Below are 19,532 nucleotides of genomic sequence, written 5' to 3' on the forward strand. Positions count from 1 at the left end.
TATATCTAAATTAGGAGGAATTCGCATGAACGATACAAAGAACCGCAACGTTACTGTACTCTGGGAGGCGAGAGCTAGGGCCGGGAGAGAAGCCGAGATGAAGGCATTCATGACGGCTGCTGTCACCCCCTCGCGCAACGACCTGGGCAACATTGACTACGAGGCTCACGAGGTAGAGGGCCAGCCTGGCACATTCATCATCTACGAGCGCTGGGAAAACCGGGACGCTCTCGATCGGCACCTGAGCGCCCCCCGGATGCAGGAACTGGTGCCCCAGCTCTTAGAACTGATGGAGGGATCCATCGAGGATGGGATTCGGCTCCTGCAGCCGTTCCGCCCAGCGCAGTAAAATGCAAGGCGGAGTGGTATCTTCCAATAAGTCTCCAGCTATTCCTGGAGACTTTAAAAAAACATCCCTTAACTCCCCTTTATTTCCTTTATTTACATTTCCCAATTCAGATGCTATCATGCAAACATGACGTTAACGTTATATTATACCTTGGAAGGAGTGATACATCTTGAACCGCATGCGCATTGGTGATTTGACAGAACGAGCCGGTGTAACCCAGCGCACGGTTCGCTATTACGAGAGCATTGGATTGCTTCCAACTGGCGAGCGCGAAGGCAATGGTCATCATTACTACACGGAAGAAACGGTTGCTCGTCTGCGTAAGATTGATCAGTTGAAGAAGATTGGCTTAAGTTTGGAGGAAATCCGGGACACAATCGAGCTTTATTTTACGGATACGAGCGGGGTGCTTCCGAAGCGGAAAGTCCTCGGCATCCTACGCCAGCATTTGGCCGATACGGACGAGAAGCTTGAAGCGCTTGGGCAGTTTCGAAGTGATTTGCTGTCACACATAGAACGTTTCGAGCAATGGCTCGAGGCCAATGATCGAGAATAATTTTTTTTGACCAAAACATGACGTTAACGTCATGTTTAATATCCTGTGGAGGTTAAATGATGAGAGAAAACATTGGATTTATCGGACTCGGACTGCTAGGCTTGCCCGTCGCAACGAATCTGCTCCAAGCAGGATATGCGTTGACTGTATACAACCGCACCCCAGAAAAAGCGGAGCCTCTTGTGGCCCAAGGCGCGCTGCAGGCGGCCCGCCCGGCTGATGCCGTGACGACGGGTGGTATTGTCGTTACCTTGGTGTGGAATGATGAAGCAGTGGAAGAGATCGTTAGCAGTGAGGATTTCCTGGATCGCCTGGGGCCGGGTGGTATTCATGTGTCAATGAGCACGGTTTCGCCGGAAACGGGCCGGAAGCTGGCCGACCTGCACGCGCGGCATGGTTCCGTCTATGTAGAGGCGCCTATCTATGGACGGCCGGAGGCAGCCGTCGCCAAGCAATTGTGGGTTCCGGTAGCCGGTCCTCAGGAAGCGAAGGAGCGGGTACGGCCGCTGCTGGAAGCGATGGGAGCTAAAGGGATCTTTGACTTTGGCGAGGAGACCGGTTCAGCTGTACTCGTCAAACTGATCGGTAACTTCCTTATCGTCTCTGCTGCACGCTCACTGGAGGAAGCATTAGGAATAGCCGAGCGCTGCGGAGTTGATCCCACAGCGGCGGTCAATATGCTTACCAGCACACTGTTTCCCGCCCCAATTTATCAAAGCTATGGCAAAGTGATAGCCGAGAAATTATCCATAGCCGAAAGTAAAATTCCGCAGAAAGATGTCGGCCTCTTGCTGTCGGCGGCGCATAATTCACAATATCCAGCCCCGCTTGCCAGCCTGCTCCTTGATATGCTGCAAGAAGGAGATCGGAGCAGTTAAAAGACCCTGAATGGAGGAGGCAAAACGTTGGCAACGATCGATGATTTTACGGGGCTCCCAAGCAACATTATTTTCTTGATTCTGGAAAGGAATCATCTCTTCAGAAGCTAGGTTTCATGATAATATGGTATGCATGGATGACCTATTAATCGTTAGGGAGGCATACTTATGGACCAACAATTGCAGCAAGAGGGATACTTCGGAGAGTTCGGAGGCAGCTTTGTCCCGCCGGAATTGCAGGAAGTGCTGAACTATTTAAGTGAGCAATTTTACAAGTTTCGAGACGATCCAGACTTCAAGGAAGAGCTTAGCTATTACCTGCGTGAATATGTTGGTCGCAAGAGCCCGCTAACGTATGCCGAGCGGCTGTCCGAGGCTTGGGGTGGCCCCAAGATCTACTTAAAGCGCGAGGATCTGAATCATACGGGAGCGCATAAGATTAACAACGCGATAGGCCAGATTCTGCTGGCGAAGCGGATGGGAGCCAAGCGGATTATTGCCGAGACGGGTGCCGGACAGCACGGTGTCGCTACAGCAACGGCTTGCGCCATGTTTAATATGGATTGCGTCATTTACATGGGAGCTGAAGATATGCGCCGCCAAGCGCTGAATGTGTTCCGGATGGAACTGCTCGGCGCAACCGTCGTTCCGGTTCATAAGGGCCAGGGCCGCCTGAAGGACGCGGTGGATGAAGCGCTGGACGATCTGGTTAGAAACTATCAAAATACGTTTTATTTGCTCGGATCCGCGGTGGGTCCGCACCCGTTCCCGACGATGGTCAAACACTTCCAGGCGGTCATCAGCGAAGAGTCGAAGCTGCAGATGATGGAGAAGGAAGGCCGTTTGCCGGATGCAGTGGTAGCATGCGTGGGCGGCGGCAGCAACGCGATTGGTGCATTCGCCCATTACATCGACGAACCGGGCGTCCGTTTAATTGGCGTCGAGCCCGACAAAGCGCCAACCTTAACTCAGGGTGTGCCCAGCGTCATACACGGCTTCAAGTGCTTAGTGCTGTTGGACGAAGAAGGCCAGCCGCAAAAGACGTATTCGATCGCTGCGGGGCTCGATTATCCGGGGATCGGACCGGAGCATAGCCATCTGAAGGTGACAGGACGGGCTGAATATGTCACCGTCACCAATGAGGAAGTGCTGGAAGCCTTCCAAGAGCTGTCCCGCACGGAGGGAATTATCCCTGCTCTCGAAAGCGCGCACGCGGTTGCATACGCCAAGAAGTTAGCACCGACGATGGGCATGGATCAAATTCTCATCGTGAACCTGTCTGGCCGAGGAGACAAGGATGTTGAACAGGTGTTTGAAATGCTTAAATAATATGCGAGAGGTGTTTAGGCCGTCAGATCGAGGATCTGGCGGCTTTTTATTTACAAAATTGGTCGTGTCCGGCTGCATTTTGGATCGGGAACAAATGTTTGTTATTTTCCTTTTATTTCGAGTCCATACTTTGTATGATAAAAGAGGGGGTTCTGGGGTTCAATCCTTGGTAGGTACTCCTTAAAGTTAGAGGCTAGTAGCTGATTGTACAAATCTCGAGGTAGGTGTGAACATGATCCAATTAGCAAACCGCCAGGCACGGCAATTTCTGTTGATGAAGCATGGACTTTTGGGCGAATATAAATTCATCGGGAAGCAGGGCGTATTGGACTTTGCCCGGCAGGCCGGCTGCATTCAATTCGACCCCATCGATGTTTGCGGGAAAAACGCTGAATTGGTGCTGCAGTCGCGTATCAAGGGATTCACCAAAGGAATGCTCGCCGAGCTGCTGTATGAGGATAGAAGCCTTGTCGATTATCCCGACAAGAACCTGGCGATCATCCCTGTCGAGGACTGGCCGTATTTTGAGCGATACAGGCAAGCCGCGAGGCAACATGCGAAGCGCTATCCGGAAATGGAAGCGTTGACAGCACAAGTGCGAACTCATATCGAAAATCACGGTGCGCTAAGTTCGGATGATCTGGAATTGGATGGAGATTTCGCTTGGCGGTCGGCCATCCATTGGAGCGGTGGAAACAATTCATCCCGGTCGGTGCTGGAACAGATGTATTCGACGGGGGAGTTGATTATCCATCATAAGAAAGGAACGCGTAAATACTACGATTTAGCCAAGAAGTACATACCGGCCGATCTGCTGAATGCATCAGAGCCGCTGGAGGATGATCTGGAGCATTATAAGTGGCGAGTACTGCGCCGAATCGGCGCTGTGGGTCTCTTGTGGAATCGTGCGTCAGATGCATGGCTGAATATATGGGGGCTCAAAGCAGCACAGCGCAACGAGGTTTTTCGCCAGCTATTACACGAAGCTCGCATTGTTGCTGTTGCCGTGGAACACATGAAGGATATGTTGTACTGCCTCGCGGAGGATGTACCGCTTGTCGAAGCCGTTCTACTCAATCCGGAGCCCAAGCTGCGCTGCGAGCTTGTTGCTCCTCTGGATAATTTCATATGGGACAGAAAACTGATCAGCCAATTATTTGGCTTCGATTACACCTGGGAGATTTACACGCCTGCAGCCAAACGGAAATTCGGCTATTATGTGCTGCCCCTATTATATGGAGAGAGCTTCATTGGAAGAGCAGAAATCATCGTGGAGCGAAAAACGGGAACACTCGTTGTTAAAAACATCTGGTATGAGAAGGGCGTGAAGCAAACCACGCATTTGCGAACAGCCTTGAATAAATGTATCCAGAAATTTGCCTTATGGAGCGGGTGTGAGACGATTTCGGCAGAGTCCATATCCCATTAGGCCTGTTCTTATCCCAAAGCTCGGGGTACTATAGAAATAATACAGGCAAATGGAGGAACCCTCATCATGAATAAACGTATTGCTGCAGGCTTATTTATTTTTATTTTTGTCCTAAGTATGGTCCTTCCGGGACAAGCTTCAATGGAAGCGTCGGACCATGAACGAGTTATCAAAGATTCTCATCTCGAACAAGCGATTCATTCGTGGTTGGGTTTAAAAGGCGATGAACCCCTGACCAAAGCGGATTTAGAATCTCTCACTGAAGTATCTCTATCAGGTAAAGGCATTCAAGATCTGCAAGGGTTGGAGTATGCTGTTAATGTCACGCAACTCAATCTAGACAACAACGAAATTACGGATCTGACGCCGCTAAAGAAACTTTCAAAAATTCGTAATCTCAGCCTCAAATCCAACCAAATCTCATCCATTGAGGGATTGTCAGCTCTGAAAGAGATGAAACATCTGGAGGTAAGCTGGAATCAGATCTCATCCTTGGATGGCGTGAAACAATTGCCCAATCTGATCGAGCTCGACATCGACCACAATCAAATTTCGAATGTTCAAGCGCTCTCCGGTGCCGCAGAATTAAAGTATTTGAGAATGAGCGACAATGCGATTGAAGACATCGCTCCCCTCGGCAGCATAAGAGGTCTGGCATATCTGGATGTATCCAACAATAAAATCAAGGATTTGTCGACGCTGCGGATGCTGTCCAAAAGTCTGACGTATCTGGGGATTAACGGAAACCAGGTTACGGATCTGAAGATGCTGGAGGGATTGAGTAATCTCGGAATGCTCTCTGCGAACCATAATAACATCGAGAGTCTTGCCCCGTTAGCGAAATTAACAAACTTGTTTACACTGGATTTATCCTCGAACAAGATTAAAGATTTAGAACCGTTACAACATTTGAATCAGCTTGGTACGCTCTATTTGGATAACAACCGAGTGTGGAATCTGGAACCGTTAAGAAATCTGAAATCCCTAAGCATCCTCTATTTGAACAACAACCGGGTGTGGAATCTGGAGCCCATTCAGTATCACAGCTATGATTTTCATTGGGATACGGGGGCGGAACGATACGGACTGCAGTTGAGCGATAACTTTTTGGACTTAAGCCAGGGAACCCAAACGAATAAAATATTTACAAAATTGAATGCAGATCCTTATGGTACTAGGTCTCAGCATAAGACCCAACGCTTGACGATCGGCAGCAAGACAGCCTATTTGGGCGACAGGATCTACAATATCACCGCAGCGCCATTCATTCAGACAGGCCGTACCTATGTGCCGATTCGGTTCATTTCCGAGAAGCTTGGGGCTAGTGTAAGCTGGAACCAGAATACGAAAGAGGTAACGATTCAAAAGGACGGTAAAACGATTCGTTGGCGTGTGGGGAATAAGCAGGTCAAGGTAAACCAGCAAATCCTGATGTTTGACGCTCCATTACTGCAGAAAAACAACAGCACTTTCGTCCCTGTACGCTTTGTATCGGAGCAGCTGGATACTTCCGTTGAATATTTAAGCAGCAAAAAAATGGTCATCATATTCGAGAATTAAATGTAATGCTCGCGACTGCATAAATCCCCCATCCAAGGGTAATATTTTAATGATAAAACTGGAGGTGGGAATTTTATGTCTGAGGAACAGAAGGAACATCAAGACGTACATCGCGAAACCTTAACGACACGTCAGGGACATCCCGTTACGGATAATCAGAATATCAGGACCGTTGGTAACCGGGGACCGGCTACACTTGAGAATTACCACTTTATCGAAAAGATTTCCCACTTCGACCGGGAAGAAGTCCCGGAGCGGGTGGTTCATGCCCGCGGATCAGGGGCTTTTGGATATTTTGAAACCTATGGGAAGGTTGGGGACGAGCCGGTTGAGAAATATACCCGGGCGAAGGTATTCTCCGGGGCCGGCAAGCGAACACCGTTAATGGCCCGATTCTCTACCGTAGCGGGGGCGAAGGACTCGCCGGAGACAGCAAGAGATCCACGCGGCTTTGCGATAAAGATGTATACGGAGGACGGCAACTGGGATCTGGTGGGAAATAATTTGAAGATCTTCTTTATTCGCGATGCGATGAAATTTCCCGATATGATCCATGCATTTAAGGCGGACCCGGCTTCGAACGTACCCAACCCACAGCGGATGTTCGACTTCGTTTCCCGCACACCCGAGGCTACCCACATGATAACCTTTCTGTTCTCCCCTTGGGGAATCCCCGCAACGTACCGTCATATGCAGGGGTCTGGCGTAAACACCTATAAATGGGTAAACGATCAAGGCGATGCGGTGCTTGTAAAATATCACTGGGAGCCTAAGCAGGGAATCCGTAATTTAACCCAGGATGAGGCGGACTCCATTCAGGCAAAAAATGTAGGCCATGCGACACAAGATTTGTATGAGGCCATTGAGCGCGGAGATTTTCCGGAATGGGAGCTTTTCGTTCAAATCATGGAGGATGGTTACCACCCGGAACTCGATTTTGATCCGTTGGATGATACGAAGCTTTGGCCGGAAGATAAATTTCCTTGGCGGCCAGTAGGCCGCATGGTTCTTGACCGCAATCCGGTGGATTTCCATGCAGAAATCGAGCAGGCCGCCTTTGGGACAGGCGTTCTTGTCGATGGAATGGACTTCTCCGACGATAAAATGTTACAGGGCCGCACCTTCTCTTACTCCGACACCCAGCGGTACCGCGTAGGCTCCAACTATTTGCAATTGCCTGTGAATGCACCGAAAACGACTGTTCATACGAACCAACAGCGGGGCCAAATGGATACCCGCAATCCGAAGGAGTCGGGAGAAAGTCCGCATATTAACTATGAACCGTCCATGATTGGCGGCCTTCAGGAGGCAAGTAAGGAAGAGCGTCCCCCGCACCGTCCTACATACAATGCGGCGGTGATGAGCGAGCCTATTGATCGTCCGAACAACTACGGTCAAGCGGGTGACACGTATCGCAGTTTAGAAGACTGGGCACGCGAGGAATTGATCAAGAACCTGTCCGAAGCCCTTGCGGTTTGCGATCAGCGCATCCAGGAGGCCATGATCGAACACTTTACGCAAGCCGATGAAGACTACGGCCGTCGTGTGAAGGAAGGAATCGCCAAGAAAACGAAGGAAATCGAACAGACCCATACGGAATACAAAGTTCCAGGCCGGGATGCGGGGATTTCGAAATACGGCGAAGGCTCGGTCGATGCGAATCAAGCAGTCAAAAACGCAGTGAAGAAAAGCCACGAAGCGGATCCTTATTAATCATGGATCTTTAAATCATGAAGAAGGTTACCCTGTTGAATCAACCGGGTGACCTTCTTTTTTGCCGTTTAAGGGGTTGCATGGAACCGTATCCTAAATGACTCGAATCATTGATCAACAAACATGAGAGGCATTGGCTAACGCACTTTTTATTCTTTGTCCACATGTATACCTGACGAAAAGGATTCTATTGCATTTAATGAACATATCAAAACAAAGGAGGTTTTGAGTATGGGAACTAGAGGACCTAACGGTTATGATCCGGTTCGGATCTTTAACTCTACTTCATTTAATGCGTTTGGAAAGGTGGAATATGCATCGATCTTTTGCAGTGACGACAATTATAGTGTCGCGCGTGACGAGACTTGGGTAGCTTCCAGCCGCGGCGTCTGTTTGGTGACCAGAATCACCGCAACCGTCCGAACGCCAAGTGGAAATATTGAAGCGGAGCCGTATACTTCTTCCGGAACTTCGTTCAGCCGGTTTGCCATTATCCAGGTGGGAGTCAATAAGTTTCAAGTGACGCGTGTTGTTAGCAGAAGTGGCAAAGCAAGACGGAAGTGACATCCCAAGCGGGGTATGTGTAGGCTTCAACATGAAAAGACGACAGGCCAAGATACAAGGCTTGTCGTCTTTTTGGCTGGTATCGGCAGGAAGAACAACATCTTAATGCGGTCTATTTCCTTCGGGAGTACGCCGATAGCCGTGTTTCTTATACCATAATATTCTGCGATGCATTGAGGGATCCTTCATGCGCTTGAATGGGCGCAAGTCCGGTTGATAATTGCCTTCAATGATCCAGATCCGGCGGTCCCTGTCGATGCCGATATCAAACCCGACTTGTCTAAGCTTGGGGTAATGCTCTCCCAGCCGTTTGGCAGCAAGTAATGCGATCTGTTCCGCTTCGGCAAGCAGCCGGGGATCGCCGATTCGGGCTAATTTTAGCACCTCAAGCACGGGAAGGGGACGGTTAGTCACATTGGTGACCAGATATCCTTGCGCCGCTACTTTCGCATATGATCCTGTCACGTTCCAGGTGGATGAAGAGCCCTTTTTGCGCTGAGCCATGATCCGAATGTCGAACGGCTTGCGCCCGATTTGAGCAAGCTGAAGCCGCCTTTGGACAATATATCCGGAGCCTTTGTCTACGTTTCGAAGCTCTTTGAGCAGCTTATCGGTATCTTTCATGGTGACCGCACTTTTTTCGTTGCGAACCCGATAGGTATGCGAGCCGTTCTGTTTGATGAACACAATATTCCTTCCGTAACTCCCGTCGCGGGGTTTCAGTACGACGCTTTGATACTGAAGCAGCATCTCCGACAAAGCCTTCTTCTTCAGTAACCGTGTTTCTGGCAACCTTCCGGCGAGAGCGGACCCACGCTGAAGGATGCGGTATTGAAGCCATTTGTCCCTTTTTATGATCAGAATCACAGCCTTTTTCAATCCTTTACGGTCATTCTAAGCCAAATGAGGGATCGGCATAAGAGGTATTCGTCCATTTAAGTTTCATTTAAGTTTCAAGCCTCATATTGAGTACAGATGAATATGGAGGTGGCCAGAAGTGAAAAAAATAAATGCCGTTAAGTTTGCGCTTGATACGGTTATGGGCTTGTTGTTCGTTTTGTTTTTTAACAAAAATGTGTTGGGCGGGTTAGCTTTTCATGAAATGGCTGGCCTCTTCTTTGCCGGCGCATACCTCACTCATATTCTTCTGAATGTGAGGTGGGTCAAGAAGGTCACGTTGAAAATGTTCGACCGGAGCTTGTCCTGGAGGTTGCGCGTCAGTTATGTATTCAATTTTATGCTTCTTATTTCCATGACGTTCATCATCGTCAGCGGAATCATGGTTTCCCGCGTTGTATTTCCGAATATGCACGTAGGCAATGAGGGCTGGTTTAAAATGACTCATATTTCGGTATCCTTCTTGGTGCTGGCTCTCATCGGAGTCCATGTCGGGCTGCATTGGCAGTGGGTCGTGAACATGTGCAAGAAAATGACTGGCGTTAAAAAGAGCCGGACTTGGGTGCGGTATGCCGCTCAAGGCGTGACTTTGATGGTGTTGCTGTTCGGCGTATACCAGATCAATCAGACATCCTATGTCAGCCATCTGAGAAGCTCGGTGTCAGCATTTGGCGTGAAGACGCAGCAAGCAGGCTTCGAAGGCAGACAGGCATTCGGCAATGGAGAACGGGGCGGAATGAGGGAAGGGAGGCGTTCCCTCGGAGCAGGCCCATCCGGATTTCATCGGGAAGGAAAGGGAAGTAGTGTGAGCGTCGCTAACGTTATTTTGACTTATACCGGAATCATGGCCGTGTTCGTCATAGCGGTTTATTATTTGAAGAAATGGAGCCTTTACCGGAAGAAGAAAACCGCCGCAAACCCAAGAGTCTCTGGTTAGGATCGAATCTTTTTATACCGAAGGGGCGTTCTCATAACGCTGCATCTTTTTGATTTACGAAGGGAATTTCCTGAATTCAGGTAAAAGGTAGGTGGTTTTAGGACAACTGAACACTATAATGGAAATAAGATACACGGGGTACATCCGGGATCCGGCATAAGCTTCCGGGTACGCCGTCCGAATTTGAATTCATCACCTCCAAAAGCAAAGCGAATCAAGAAATACAGGATTCTTATCAAGGCTGGATCTCAACAATGGAGCATCTGAACCCATAGTGGAAGAAAGGATGATGGAAGTGCCAAATCATAACCAAGCCCGCCTAGCTTCGATTCGGGAAGATGGCTTGTACCCCATTGACCTGACCGGTCCGAGCAGCCACACGCTTGTCATTCGGCCCGGCGTGGGAAGCCTGTCGATCGGACCGTCACATTTGGGGAAAAGGGCGGACCTTCATGTCCCTGCCGACGCGTGCATCGATTGGACCGTATTCGATATCTTTGCGACGCCGGCGGGCTCGCCTTGGCCGCGGTTTTTGCACTATACAGGCAGCGATGCGGGCTTCTTGAAGTGGGCGCAGAAGCGGCCCATTGAAGAGATGACGTGGACTCCGGTCCTGTCTGCGGATACGATTGCGGACGCCAGCCAGTCCATTCTGCATGGCTTGCATATCGAGCTGGGCCCGTCCGGTGGGCATCTGAGCTTGAAGCTTCCGAGGGAGGCTTGCCGCCTGAGCGTGTCCGGCGATCTGTCCCGCTTCTCGGCCACTGGCGGTATGCCTTCTTCCCTGGCACTGGCACCGCGCACCAGCCGTCGCAGCAGCGATCCTCCATTCAGGATGCCGGAGCTCGGAGAACTGTATCAGGTGACAAGCCTGACGCTGCAGAACGAGCCGCTGGGACAGCCTATCTCGCTCGATTGCTTGGAACAGTTCCCGAGTTTGAGCTCCCTGAGCTTGTGGGGGAACTTTTGCGATTTGAACGTATTGGCCCGGCATGCCCGGTTAACGAATCTGGAGCTGCGCTTCATGCCGGATCTGGAGGACCTGCCGCCCTTGGATGCGTGGCCGCTGTTGGACAGATTTATCGCCTACAACGTCGAAGAGACCGCGGGCAAGCGCCTGAGGCAGCAAATGAAGGCACGCGGCAAGGTCCGCCCGTGGACCGAACATGCCTCGGTGAGTCAATTGCATAAGGCCGATTGGTGGACGACAGAATTCGGCCGCCCGTTCTCGTCCTGGCCGAAACGTCTGGCCAAGCTGGCTAACGAAGCTTACGACGCGGCACAGGCCGCACTGGCCGAGGCCCACAGCTTGGCCGCTGCCGAGGCGGCTATTACCGCTTTCACCGTGCGCTTCAATACCGTCAAAGGCATCGAAACCACCGAAAGGGAAGACCTTGGTGAAGCCGTATGGCAGCTCAGCCAATCCGGTCATCAGATTGGCCAGCCTATTACGGAAGAGATGGCTCAAGGCTGGTTCGATGCAGCGCGCGATTACTGACAAACTGGACGTAAAGATGTAATTAGGACAGCCGGAAGCGGAATGCTGAATAAAGAAGGCAGGTTCAGGGTGTTTCCCTGATCCTGCCTTTTTGACGCGTATAGGTTCTTTCCTGGTTATCGGTACCTGTTAATGCACGAGACTCTCCAAATCCGGCTGCAGCTTGTTCCGCAAAACATACAGCATGATGGCTCCGACGAGGAATGCAGCAGCATCCGCAATGACGAGCGACCTGACCACCCCGTGGAAGCCGTTCATTCGGCTCGCGATAAACAGCACAGGAATCAAAGTGACTCCTTGAATAATTGACATAATAAACGCAGCCGTTCCCTGCGCCGTGGCTTGGAAAATCCCCGTAAACAACGTGGTCATTCCTGTAATAAACAGCGATAAGAACGTCACATGCAGAATGTAGCTGCCCATTTCAATTAATTGCGGATCATTCGTGAATAATCCAATTAAGTGGTCGGAAACCAGATAGACAATGATGCCGAATAGGATGGCTAATGCTACGATAACCTTGACCGTGAATCCGATGGTTTGCTTCATCCGCAGCTTATCGGCTGTAAAAGAGAAAGCAATCAGCGGCACGACTCCCTCGCATAACCCCATCAGGATAAACTCGGGAAATTGCAATAAACGTGATGAAATCCCGTAAGCCGCTACGGCCGGATCCCCGTATTCCACAAGAAAATGGTTAAAGATGAGCGACATGGCCCCCAAAAAGATACTCATGATAAAGACCGGAACCCCGATTTTGAATACATTGCCCAGAATATCCTTGGAAGCCTTGAACCATTTAACGGAGACGGTTAAGAATGGGCTCTTCCTTCCCATGTGCAAGACGTAGAAAGCACTCGCAACCAGGTTGGAGATGACCGTGGCAGACGCAACGCCGATCACGTCCCAGTGGAACACGAAGATGACGAGCGCATCAAGAATAATATTCACGACAACGCTGAGCATCATTCCGATCATCGAGGTGACAGCTGCACCCTCTGAGCGGACAAGATTTTCCAGCGTGAAAAATAATACGACGAAGGGGGAGCCGATCAGCATAACCGTGACATAATCCTTCGTGTATCCGAAAGATTCAGGCGTTGCTCCCAGGCCATGAACGATAGGATCGATCCATGGCAGACCGACAGCCATGACGATCAGACCGAGAACTAAACTGCTATAAAAGGCGAATGAAGACACATGCTTCACATCATCCAATTTCTTCTCCCCCAGCAGACGGGAGATGAATGTACCGCTGCCCATGCCGATCAAGTTGCCCAGCGCCATAATGACCGCGAATAACGGCAAGGTTAGCGCGAGTGCGGTTAACATGGCGGTATTGTGAAGTGTGCCCAGGAAATAGGCATTCAAGATGGAATAGATGACGCTCATCGACGTGCCCAGCATCATCGGTATGGCGAAGTGGGCTACGGCTTTGGCGACCGGTGCTTTTTCAAAGTAATGAAGGTTTTCTGTATCCATGCAGGTCCCTGCTTTCCAAATATTTTTGAATTACAATCTTACAGTGTTAGTTTGAACCTTACAGTGTTAGATGATATCATGGGGTTATCCACTTGTAAAGCATAAACTTACACTGTTAGATAAAAGGACGGATACTTGATGAAAAAACAACAGCCTCAAATTTCGGAGGATAGAATCCTGGAAGCCTCGTGGGAGCTTCTTGGAGAGGAGGGCATCGAGAAGCTCAGCATGAGGCGATTGGCCGACAGGCTGGGGATTCAAGCTCCCTCTCTGTACTGGTATTTCAAGAGCAAGCAGCAGCTCTACCAGCGTCTTGCCAACCACGTATCCAAGGTGATTCTGGAGGAGTTTCACTCCGAAGGGGACTGGAAGGAGCAGCTGACAGGGCTTGCGTTCACGGTGCGGAGCGTGCTCGGCCGCTACCCTTGCTCCACGCAGCTCATGATGTCGACGCTGCCCCACGAACCGGACATTATCCGGTTCACCAACCGTATGCTGCTCTGCGTGGAATCGACGCCGCTTGCGCAAGAGCAGAAAATGCAGGTGGTTCTTACGCTTATGAATTATGTCTTCAACTTCGTTCTGGATGACTATGAGCACCAGCGCAATGTCTCCGCGATTCTTAAGGAGCATGGAGAAGGAGCGCTTCCGGGTGAGGCAATGACTCGTCTGCTGGACTCCATGAGCGAGACGGATGCGGGATTGTTCCGGAGAATGTTCACGAACGGGCTGTTCGAGATGATGGGGACCGACGAGGCGTTCGAATTCGGTTTGAAGCTGATCCTGCTCGGAGTTGAGCAGGTGATCAAGGAGCAGGAGAAGTAATATGCACAAAAAACCGCTCATCCGGTTATTGGATGGGCTGCTCTTTGCCCCACAACCTAATAAGAAGAACCTTGTGAAGGTTATTTTTTAAGAAACCTGTATATAAATGAAGCTTGTTTGTCAGGCTCATGTTGATCTCTTGAGCAAGCACAAAGAGGCGATTCTCCAATAACCGGAGAATCGCCTCTTTTTTTTGTCCACTGGAGCTGTCTTATATAGATCGTGCGGCAGTCAGCCGGTGCACGATTATTCTGTTACTGAATCCCTTTCATGTACCCTTGGATTTTGGATGAGAACATGTAGAGCACAATGCTGAGGAGGATGGCCACTCCCCCAATGACGCCAAAGTACATCATCTCTGTGGCCGGCGTATAGAATTTAACGATTTGCGCATTAATGGCTTGGGCAGCCGCATTGGACAAGAACCATAAGCTCATGGTCTGAGCCGAGAAGGCTGCGGGTGCCAATTTGGTCGTAGCGGAAAGTCCTACAGGAGACAAGCATAGCTCCCCGAGCACAACGACGAAATAGCTAAGCACGAGCCACAGCGGATTAACCAAGGCATCCTCGCCGCCAATATAAGCCGGCAAGAGAATTACCAGGAAGGAGAGTCCGGCAAACAATAAGCCCAAGGCGAATTTCTTCGGGATCGAAGGCTGCCGTTTGCCGAGCTTCATCCATAACCAAGCGAATACGGGGGCCAAAATGATAATAAATAGCGGATTAATAGACTGAAACCAGGCCGGCGAAATATGAATTCCGGCAAAGTCCAGCTGCGTCCGTTTATCCGCATAATTGGCCAGAATGGTTGACCCCTGCTCCTGAATGGCCCAGAACATAATGGCTGCAATAAACAGCGGAATATAAGCGATCAGCCTGGAGCGTTCAACGTTCGTGGTGCGCGGACTGCGGTACATGACAATAAAATATAAGGTTGGAATCAGAATCCCCAAAATGCCTACGACCACGATAAACGAATCAAACGTTAACAGGCCGAGCGGAATCGTAACGGCAACGATAACCGCGAGAAGCAAGACACCGATACCGATGCTAAGGAATACCTTCTTCCGCTCCGCCGGCGATAACGGGCTTGGGACGTAAGTGCCTGCAAGGCCAAGGTTTCTTTTCTTGGTAAACGTAAAGATGAGCAGTCCCAGAAACATGCCGACGGCAGCGATACCGAAGCCCAGATGGAAATTGTAATCCATGCCGACTGTTCCTACAATGAGCGGAGCAATGAAGGAACCCAAGTTAATGCCCATGTAGAAGATGCTGAACCCTGCATCCCGGCGCTGGTCCTGTTCGCTGTAAAGTTCCCCTACCACACTGGATACGTTAGGCTTCAGCAAGCCCGTGCCCAGCACGATCAGAACCATGGAAGCAAAAAATAAGGATATGCTTCCCGGGATGGACAAGACGATATGACCCAGCATGATTAAGATGCCGCCGTAGAATACGGCTTTGGACGCTCCGAATATCCGATCCGCTAACCAGCCGCCGATCAGCCCGGACATATAGACCAGTGAACCATAGATGGACATGATGGCGAGAGCGGTGCTCTCGTCCATGCCGAGTCCGCCTTGGCTTAATCCGTAGTACATATAATAAACCAGGATCGCTTTCATTCCATAGTAGGAAAATCGTTCCCAGAACTCTGTGAAGAACAGAGTGAACAATCCTTTGGGATGTCCAAAAAATCCCTGCTGCGGAACGCTCTCCACAATTTTTTGTTTGTCTAAATCAGCCATGCTGCGCTTCTTCCCCCTTGGTGCAATCCATGTTCTGCTAAAAAGCAGTATATTTAGTAAGTTTATCTATATATTATAAACCATTTCCGACTTTTTTCGACTATTTTTGACAAATTCGGGTTCAAATAAAAATTATATCACACGTATGGCGGGCTTTACTATTAAAAGGGTCCTTGCAGGAATTAATTGTAGCGTTATAGGGGGCGAGAAGCGCGGTGACCTTCAAAGGAGGAAGGTGGCCGGTTTGGCGGATGACATGCAGCTCTGACTGGCGAGGTACATTCTCTGATCTTTTTACATAACTCCGGCCTCTGTTTAATCCCTCCTTTACCTTTGTGTCCTATAGTTAAGCAATAAATAAAGGTGGAGAGGAACAAGACCCTTATGAGAACCTGGAAAATGGCACTAACTACACTGCTTCTGGGGGGCGCGCTGCTCCCTGCGGCTGCGACAACTCACGCGGCTTCCGGCTCAGCCCTGCAAGGGTATGAGCTGCTGCGTAATCAGATGGACAAGATCGGCGCAAAGATCACGTGGGATAGCGATGACCAGTCCGCATTGGTGAAGCTGAAGAACGGACTCGCAGGCACCTTCACGGCAGGCGATAAGGCATACCGTCTGGCAGGGAAAGCAGGCGAATTAACAACAGAGGTCAAAATCGTTGGCGGAAGAATGTACATTCCCTCGAAGCTGCTGCAAGCTATTCTGGCGGAGAACGCAAAATTCACTGATCCTGTAGATGCCATCCTCTCTTATTCGGTAACCGCCAACGGCGAGACGGCAGCGGTGGAGGATGGTGAGGATGCAGCCGACGACCCGGCCATCTGGCTTGATCCAAAGAATGCCGCCAATTCTAAAATTATAGCAACCAACAAAGGCGGGGGCGTCCTCGTCTACGATCTGAGCGGCAAAGAGCTGCAAAATTACAAGGTTGGAAAAATGAATAATATTGATGTCCGTTATGATTTCCAGCTTGGCGGTCAGAAAATCGATATTGTCGGTGCTACAAACCGTTCCACAAACACGGTTGATTTGTTTGCGCTGGACGGCGAAACCGGACAACTGAGGGATATTGCTGCAGAGCCGATCAAAGCCAAGATGGAGGAAGTGTATGGATTCAGCCTGTACCACAGCTTACAGACGGACAAGTTCTATGCACTGGTACTGGGCAAAGAGGGTGAGTTCGAGCAGTATGAGCTGAAGGATAACGGGAAGGGCCAAATCGCGGGCAAGCTGGTACGCGAGTTCAAGCTGGCTACGCAATCCGAAGGCATGGTAGCAGATGACGAATACGGCGTAATGTATATTGCAGAAGAGGATTACGCGATTTATAAATACGATGCCGAACCGGAAGGCGGCACGGAGCCTTTGTCTACGGTGGATGTGGCGGACGGACGCCGGCTGCAGGATGATATCGAGGGGCTGACGATCTACTATGGAGCGGATGGACATGGCTACTTGATCGCATCCAGTCAAGGCAGCGACAGCTATGCTGTCTATGACCGCGAAGGTAGTAATCCCTATATTACCAGCTTCAAAATTGCTGACGGAACATTTACGGACGGAACCTCAGTAACGGATGGAATCGATGTACTTGGATTCGGGCTGGGCGACCTTTACCCTTATGGTGTGTTCATCGCGCAGGATGACTCGAACATGGACGGCGGCAAGGAGCTTAACCAGAACTTCAAAATGGTGGACTGGGCACAGATTGCGAGCGGAGCCAAGACTCCGCTTCTGATGGATAACAAGGTTGATCCGCGCATGCTTCAGAACCGCAGGACGAAGTAATCGCCACGGCTTAGAATCGGATGGGGCCGAATGATAGGAATCAAGAGGCCGATGGAAATTTTATAGGCATGGTAGTGTCAGGGAGGTGCTCCCGGCACGGCCATGTCTTTATTTTGGTTTATTACCGCTTATCTTAGCAGGTCATGCTTGGCAAAAACGAAGCCATACACAAGCGTTAGCGGTCCTGCCCCGGTTACTCATTTAAAATGCTTTCTTCCAAAACCGCATGCTTGTCCCCGTATACATTGATAATATGTCTTTCTCCCCATGCACACAGAGAGTTCAAAATATCCTGCAAGCTCCATCCGTACTCGCTGAGCTCATATTCCACTTTGGGGGGAATTTGATGATGAACAATACGATTGATGACACCGTCCTCTTCTAACTCGCGCAATTGTTGGGTTAACATTTTTTGAGTGATATTTGGCATCAGACGTTTCAACTCATTGGTGCGTTTTTTACCGTGTGTCAGATGGCAAAGGATCACGCACTTCCACTTTCCCCCGATGACTTCCAAGGTTGCTTCAACCGAAATGTTGTACTTCTTTTTCTGCATGTTCGTCCTCCTGATTTATGGGCACCAAAAGGTTCCTATAGTACTTGCAAGTATCTATATTACTTAAAAGTGCGTACTTTTCTTTAGTGGCTATATATCTCATAATAACATTTGCCGGTCGACATTCACAACAAGACGATAATTGAGGGGAGAATTATGACTTTACACCATAGAAGAAGTACACTCGCGCTGCTGGCTTTGGCAGTGAGTGCATTTGCGATTGGTACGACGGAATTTATAAGCGTAGGGTTGCTGCCGCTTATATCTCAAGATCTGCACATTTCCGTAACTACAGCGGGCTTAACCGTTTCCTTATATGCATTAGGGGCAACATTAGGTGCTCCCATTCTCACGTCGCTGACATCCAGCATGTCGCGCAAATCTTTACTGCTTTGGATCATGATTGTTTTCATTGTTGGCAATACTATGGCTGCCAGCGCTACGGGTATAGGCATTTTACTGGCGGCCCGCGTTTTATCTGCGTTTTCGCATGGCGTATTTATGTCGATCGGCTCTACAATCGCAGCGAATTTAGTCACAGAAGACCGCAGAGCGAGCGCCATCTCCATGATGTTTACGGGGCTCACCGTGGCAACCGTCACAGGCGTCCCGATCGGCACATTTATCGGACAACAACTGGGATGGAGATTTGCCTTTATCGCTATTGTCATTGTCGGCGTTCTGGCCTTCATTGCCAACATGATTCTTGTCCCGTCCGACTTGCCGAAGGGCAACCGAATTACGTTCCGTGATCAGTTCAGGCTGGTTACGAACGGGCGGCTGTTGCTTCTGTTCATCATTACGGCTCTAGGGTATGGAGGTACGTTCGTCGTATTCACTTATTTATCTCCAATGCTTCAAAATATAACAGGATTTAAGGAAGGAACCGTTGCCGTCCTATTGCTCGTTTATGGGGCTGCCATTGCCATTGGTAACGTCATAGGCGGGAAGGTCGCAAACCGCAAGCCGATCGTTGCATTGTTTTATATGTTTATCGTGCAGACGATTGTGCTCTTTGTCTTAACGTTTACGGCTCCATTTAAGGTAGCGGGGCTCATTACGATTATTTTGATGGGGTTGTTTGCCTTTATGAACGTACCAGGTTTGCAGGTATATGTCGTGATGTTGGCTGAGCGTTTCGTACCGGGTGCAGTGGATGTGGCCTCAGCGATCAATATTGCCGCATTTAACGCCGGAATCGCTCTCGGATCCTACCTCGGTGGCGTCATCACGGACTCTATCGGCCTCATCCATACGGCATGGATTGGAGCTTTGATGGTTCTTGGAGCCGTGATCCTGACAGGTTGGAGCCGAGCCTTGGAGCAGAAGGATCCATCTGCGACCTAAGCAGACACCAGTTCATCCTCACAGCAGAACCAGCCAGCGCTGCTTGAAGGGAGGCGATGAGTACTACGCTGGC

Annotated in this window: 17 protein-coding genes; 13 read left to right on the top strand and 4 right to left on the bottom strand. The window is 49.9% G+C overall.

Translation table 11 applies throughout. From position 1 onward, the window contains the following. Positions 1–25: 25 nt before the first annotated feature. From ACTHPM_RS16400 to ACTHPM_RS16435, 8 genes are all read left to right on the top strand, one after another. On the top strand, positions 26–349 hold the full coding sequence (locus ACTHPM_RS16400) for a putative quinol monooxygenase (protein WP_440396712.1): 324 nt from the start codon (positions 26–28) through the stop codon (positions 347–349). 178 nt (positions 350–527) lie between these two features. Further along, positions 528–905: a MerR family transcriptional regulator gene (locus ACTHPM_RS16405; protein ID WP_440396819.1), complete on the top strand. Its 378-nt coding sequence runs from the start codon at positions 528–530 to the stop codon at positions 903–905. A 59-nt stretch (positions 906–964) separates the two neighbouring features. Further along, positions 965–1,783, top strand: coding sequence for an NAD(P)-dependent oxidoreductase (locus ACTHPM_RS16410; protein ID WP_440396711.1), 819 nt, complete (start codon positions 965–967; stop codon positions 1,781–1,783). A gap of 168 nt (positions 1,784–1,951) precedes the next feature. Further along, positions 1,952–3,112 carry a tryptophan synthase subunit beta gene (gene trpB / locus ACTHPM_RS16415; RefSeq protein WP_440396710.1) on the top strand — a complete coding sequence of 387 codons (1,161 nt, stop codon included), beginning with the start codon at positions 1,952–1,954 and terminating at the stop codon, positions 3,110–3,112. Between the two features lie 232 nt (positions 3,113–3,344). Then, a complete protein-coding gene (locus ACTHPM_RS16420) occupies positions 3,345–4,541 on the top strand; it encodes a winged helix-turn-helix domain-containing protein (protein WP_440396709.1) in 1,197 nt (398 codons plus the stop codon). Between the two features lie 66 nt (positions 4,542–4,607). Further along, a complete protein-coding gene (locus ACTHPM_RS16425) occupies positions 4,608–6,101 on the top strand; it encodes a leucine-rich repeat domain-containing protein (protein ID WP_440396708.1) in 1,494 nt (497 codons plus the stop codon). Positions 6,102–6,176: 75 nt separating this feature from the next. Next, positions 6,177–7,814 carry a catalase gene (locus ACTHPM_RS16430; RefSeq protein ID WP_440396707.1) on the top strand — a complete coding sequence of 546 codons (1,638 nt, stop codon included), beginning with the start codon at positions 6,177–6,179 and terminating at the stop codon, positions 7,812–7,814. Between the two features lie 231 nt (positions 7,815–8,045). Then, positions 8,046–8,378 (top strand): hypothetical protein, encoded by a 333-nt coding sequence (locus tag ACTHPM_RS16435; RefSeq protein ID WP_440396706.1) that lies wholly within the window; start codon positions 8,046–8,048, stop codon positions 8,376–8,378. A 102-nt stretch (positions 8,379–8,480) separates the two neighbouring features. Here ACTHPM_RS16435 and ACTHPM_RS16440 read toward each other — a convergent pair whose 3' ends face one another. Beyond that, positions 8,481–9,245 carry a YheC/YheD family protein gene (locus ACTHPM_RS16440; RefSeq protein WP_440396705.1) on the bottom strand — a complete coding sequence of 255 codons (765 nt, stop codon included), beginning with the start codon at positions 9,243–9,245 and terminating at the stop codon, positions 8,481–8,483. Positions 9,246–9,375: 130 nt separating this feature from the next. Between ACTHPM_RS16440 and ACTHPM_RS16445 the strand changes: the two genes are divergently transcribed. Both ACTHPM_RS16445 and ACTHPM_RS16450 read left to right on the top strand, forming a co-directional pair. Then, complete coding sequence (locus ACTHPM_RS16445) at positions 9,376–10,212, top strand: DUF4405 domain-containing protein (RefSeq protein ID WP_440396704.1); 837 nt, start codon at positions 9,376–9,378, stop codon at positions 10,210–10,212. 286 nt (positions 10,213–10,498) lie between these two features. Then, positions 10,499–11,710: a hypothetical protein gene (locus ACTHPM_RS16450; protein ID WP_440396703.1), complete on the top strand. Its 1,212-nt coding sequence runs from the start codon at positions 10,499–10,501 to the stop codon at positions 11,708–11,710. Between the two features lie 129 nt (positions 11,711–11,839). On the opposite strand, the gene ACTHPM_RS16455 is transcribed toward ACTHPM_RS16450, so the two are convergent. Beyond that, positions 11,840–13,192 carry an MATE family efflux transporter gene (locus ACTHPM_RS16455; RefSeq protein WP_440396702.1) on the bottom strand — a complete coding sequence of 451 codons (1,353 nt, stop codon included), beginning with the start codon at positions 13,190–13,192 and terminating at the stop codon, positions 11,840–11,842. Between the two features lie 138 nt (positions 13,193–13,330). On the opposite strand from ACTHPM_RS16455, the gene ACTHPM_RS16460 reads away from it, so the two are divergent. Continuing rightward, the gene (locus ACTHPM_RS16460) at positions 13,331–14,017 is read left to right on the top strand and encodes a TetR/AcrR family transcriptional regulator (protein ID WP_440396701.1); all 687 of its coding nucleotides are present in this window, start codon (positions 13,331–13,333) and stop codon (positions 14,015–14,017) included. A gap of 254 nt (positions 14,018–14,271) precedes the next feature. Here the strand turns inward: ACTHPM_RS16460 and ACTHPM_RS16465 are convergent, their stop codons facing one another. Continuing rightward, positions 14,272–15,765, bottom strand: a complete 1,494-nt coding sequence (locus ACTHPM_RS16465; protein WP_440396700.1) for a peptide MFS transporter — start codon at positions 15,763–15,765, stop codon at positions 14,272–14,274. 384 nt (positions 15,766–16,149) lie between these two features. Between ACTHPM_RS16465 and ACTHPM_RS16470 the strand changes: the two genes are divergently transcribed. Beyond that, positions 16,150–17,556 (top strand): phytase, encoded by a 1,407-nt coding sequence (locus ACTHPM_RS16470; RefSeq protein ID WP_440396699.1) that lies wholly within the window; start codon positions 16,150–16,152, stop codon positions 17,554–17,556. Between the two features lie 193 nt (positions 17,557–17,749). Here ACTHPM_RS16470 and ACTHPM_RS16475 read toward each other — a convergent pair whose 3' ends face one another. Further along, on the bottom strand, positions 17,750–18,112 hold the full coding sequence (locus tag ACTHPM_RS16475) for a winged helix-turn-helix transcriptional regulator (protein ID WP_440396698.1): 363 nt from the start codon (positions 18,110–18,112) through the stop codon (positions 17,750–17,752). Between the two features lie 156 nt (positions 18,113–18,268). Between ACTHPM_RS16475 and ACTHPM_RS16480 the strand changes: the two genes are divergently transcribed. Continuing rightward, positions 18,269–19,459, top strand: a complete 1,191-nt coding sequence (locus ACTHPM_RS16480; RefSeq protein ID WP_440396697.1) for an MFS transporter — start codon at positions 18,269–18,271, stop codon at positions 19,457–19,459. The last annotated feature ends 73 nt before the right edge of the window (positions 19,460–19,532 follow it).

Source organism: Paenibacillus sp. SAFN-054 (genome assembly GCF_051966755.1).
Classification (GTDB): Bacteria; Bacillota; Bacilli; order Paenibacillales; family Paenibacillaceae; genus Paenibacillus_AQ.

Bases quoted from the DNA above. Each gene is read 5' to 3' on its own strand.
- ACTHPM_RS16455 (WP_440396702.1), bottom strand. From the start codon at position 13,192: ATGGATACAGAAAACCTTCATTACTTTGAAAAAGCACCGGTCGCCAAA.
- ACTHPM_RS16460 (WP_440396701.1), top strand. From the start codon at position 13,331: ATGAAAAAACAACAGCCTCAAATTTCGGAGGATAGAATCCTGGAAGCC.
- ACTHPM_RS16465 (WP_440396700.1), bottom strand. From the start codon at position 15,765: ATGGCTGATTTAGACAAACAAAAAATTGTGGAGAGCGTTCCGCAGCAG.
- ACTHPM_RS16450 (WP_440396703.1), top strand. From the start codon at position 10,499: ATGATGGAAGTGCCAAATCATAACCAAGCCCGCCTAGCTTCGATTCGG.
- ACTHPM_RS16435 (WP_440396706.1), top strand. From the start codon at position 8,046: ATGGGAACTAGAGGACCTAACGGTTATGATCCGGTTCGGATCTTTAAC.
- ACTHPM_RS16405 (WP_440396819.1), top strand. From the start codon at position 528: ATGCGCATTGGTGATTTGACAGAACGAGCCGGTGTAACCCAGCGCACG.
- ACTHPM_RS16420 (WP_440396709.1), top strand. From the start codon at position 3,345: ATGATCCAATTAGCAAACCGCCAGGCACGGCAATTTCTGTTGATGAAG.
- ACTHPM_RS16475 (WP_440396698.1), bottom strand. From the start codon at position 18,112: ATGCAGAAAAAGAAGTACAACATTTCGGTTGAAGCAACCTTGGAAGTC.
- ACTHPM_RS16400 (WP_440396712.1), top strand. From the start codon at position 26: ATGAACGATACAAAGAACCGCAACGTTACTGTACTCTGGGAGGCGAGA.
- ACTHPM_RS16430 (WP_440396707.1), top strand. From the start codon at position 6,177: ATGTCTGAGGAACAGAAGGAACATCAAGACGTACATCGCGAAACCTTA.
- ACTHPM_RS16425 (WP_440396708.1), top strand. From the start codon at position 4,608: ATGAATAAACGTATTGCTGCAGGCTTATTTATTTTTATTTTTGTCCTA.
- trpB (WP_440396710.1), top strand. From the start codon at position 1,952: ATGGACCAACAATTGCAGCAAGAGGGATACTTCGGAGAGTTCGGAGGC.
- ACTHPM_RS16410 (WP_440396711.1), top strand. From the start codon at position 965: ATGAGAGAAAACATTGGATTTATCGGACTCGGACTGCTAGGCTTGCCC.
- ACTHPM_RS16470 (WP_440396699.1), top strand. From the start codon at position 16,150: ATGAGAACCTGGAAAATGGCACTAACTACACTGCTTCTGGGGGGCGCG.
- ACTHPM_RS16480 (WP_440396697.1), top strand. From the start codon at position 18,269: ATGACTTTACACCATAGAAGAAGTACACTCGCGCTGCTGGCTTTGGCA.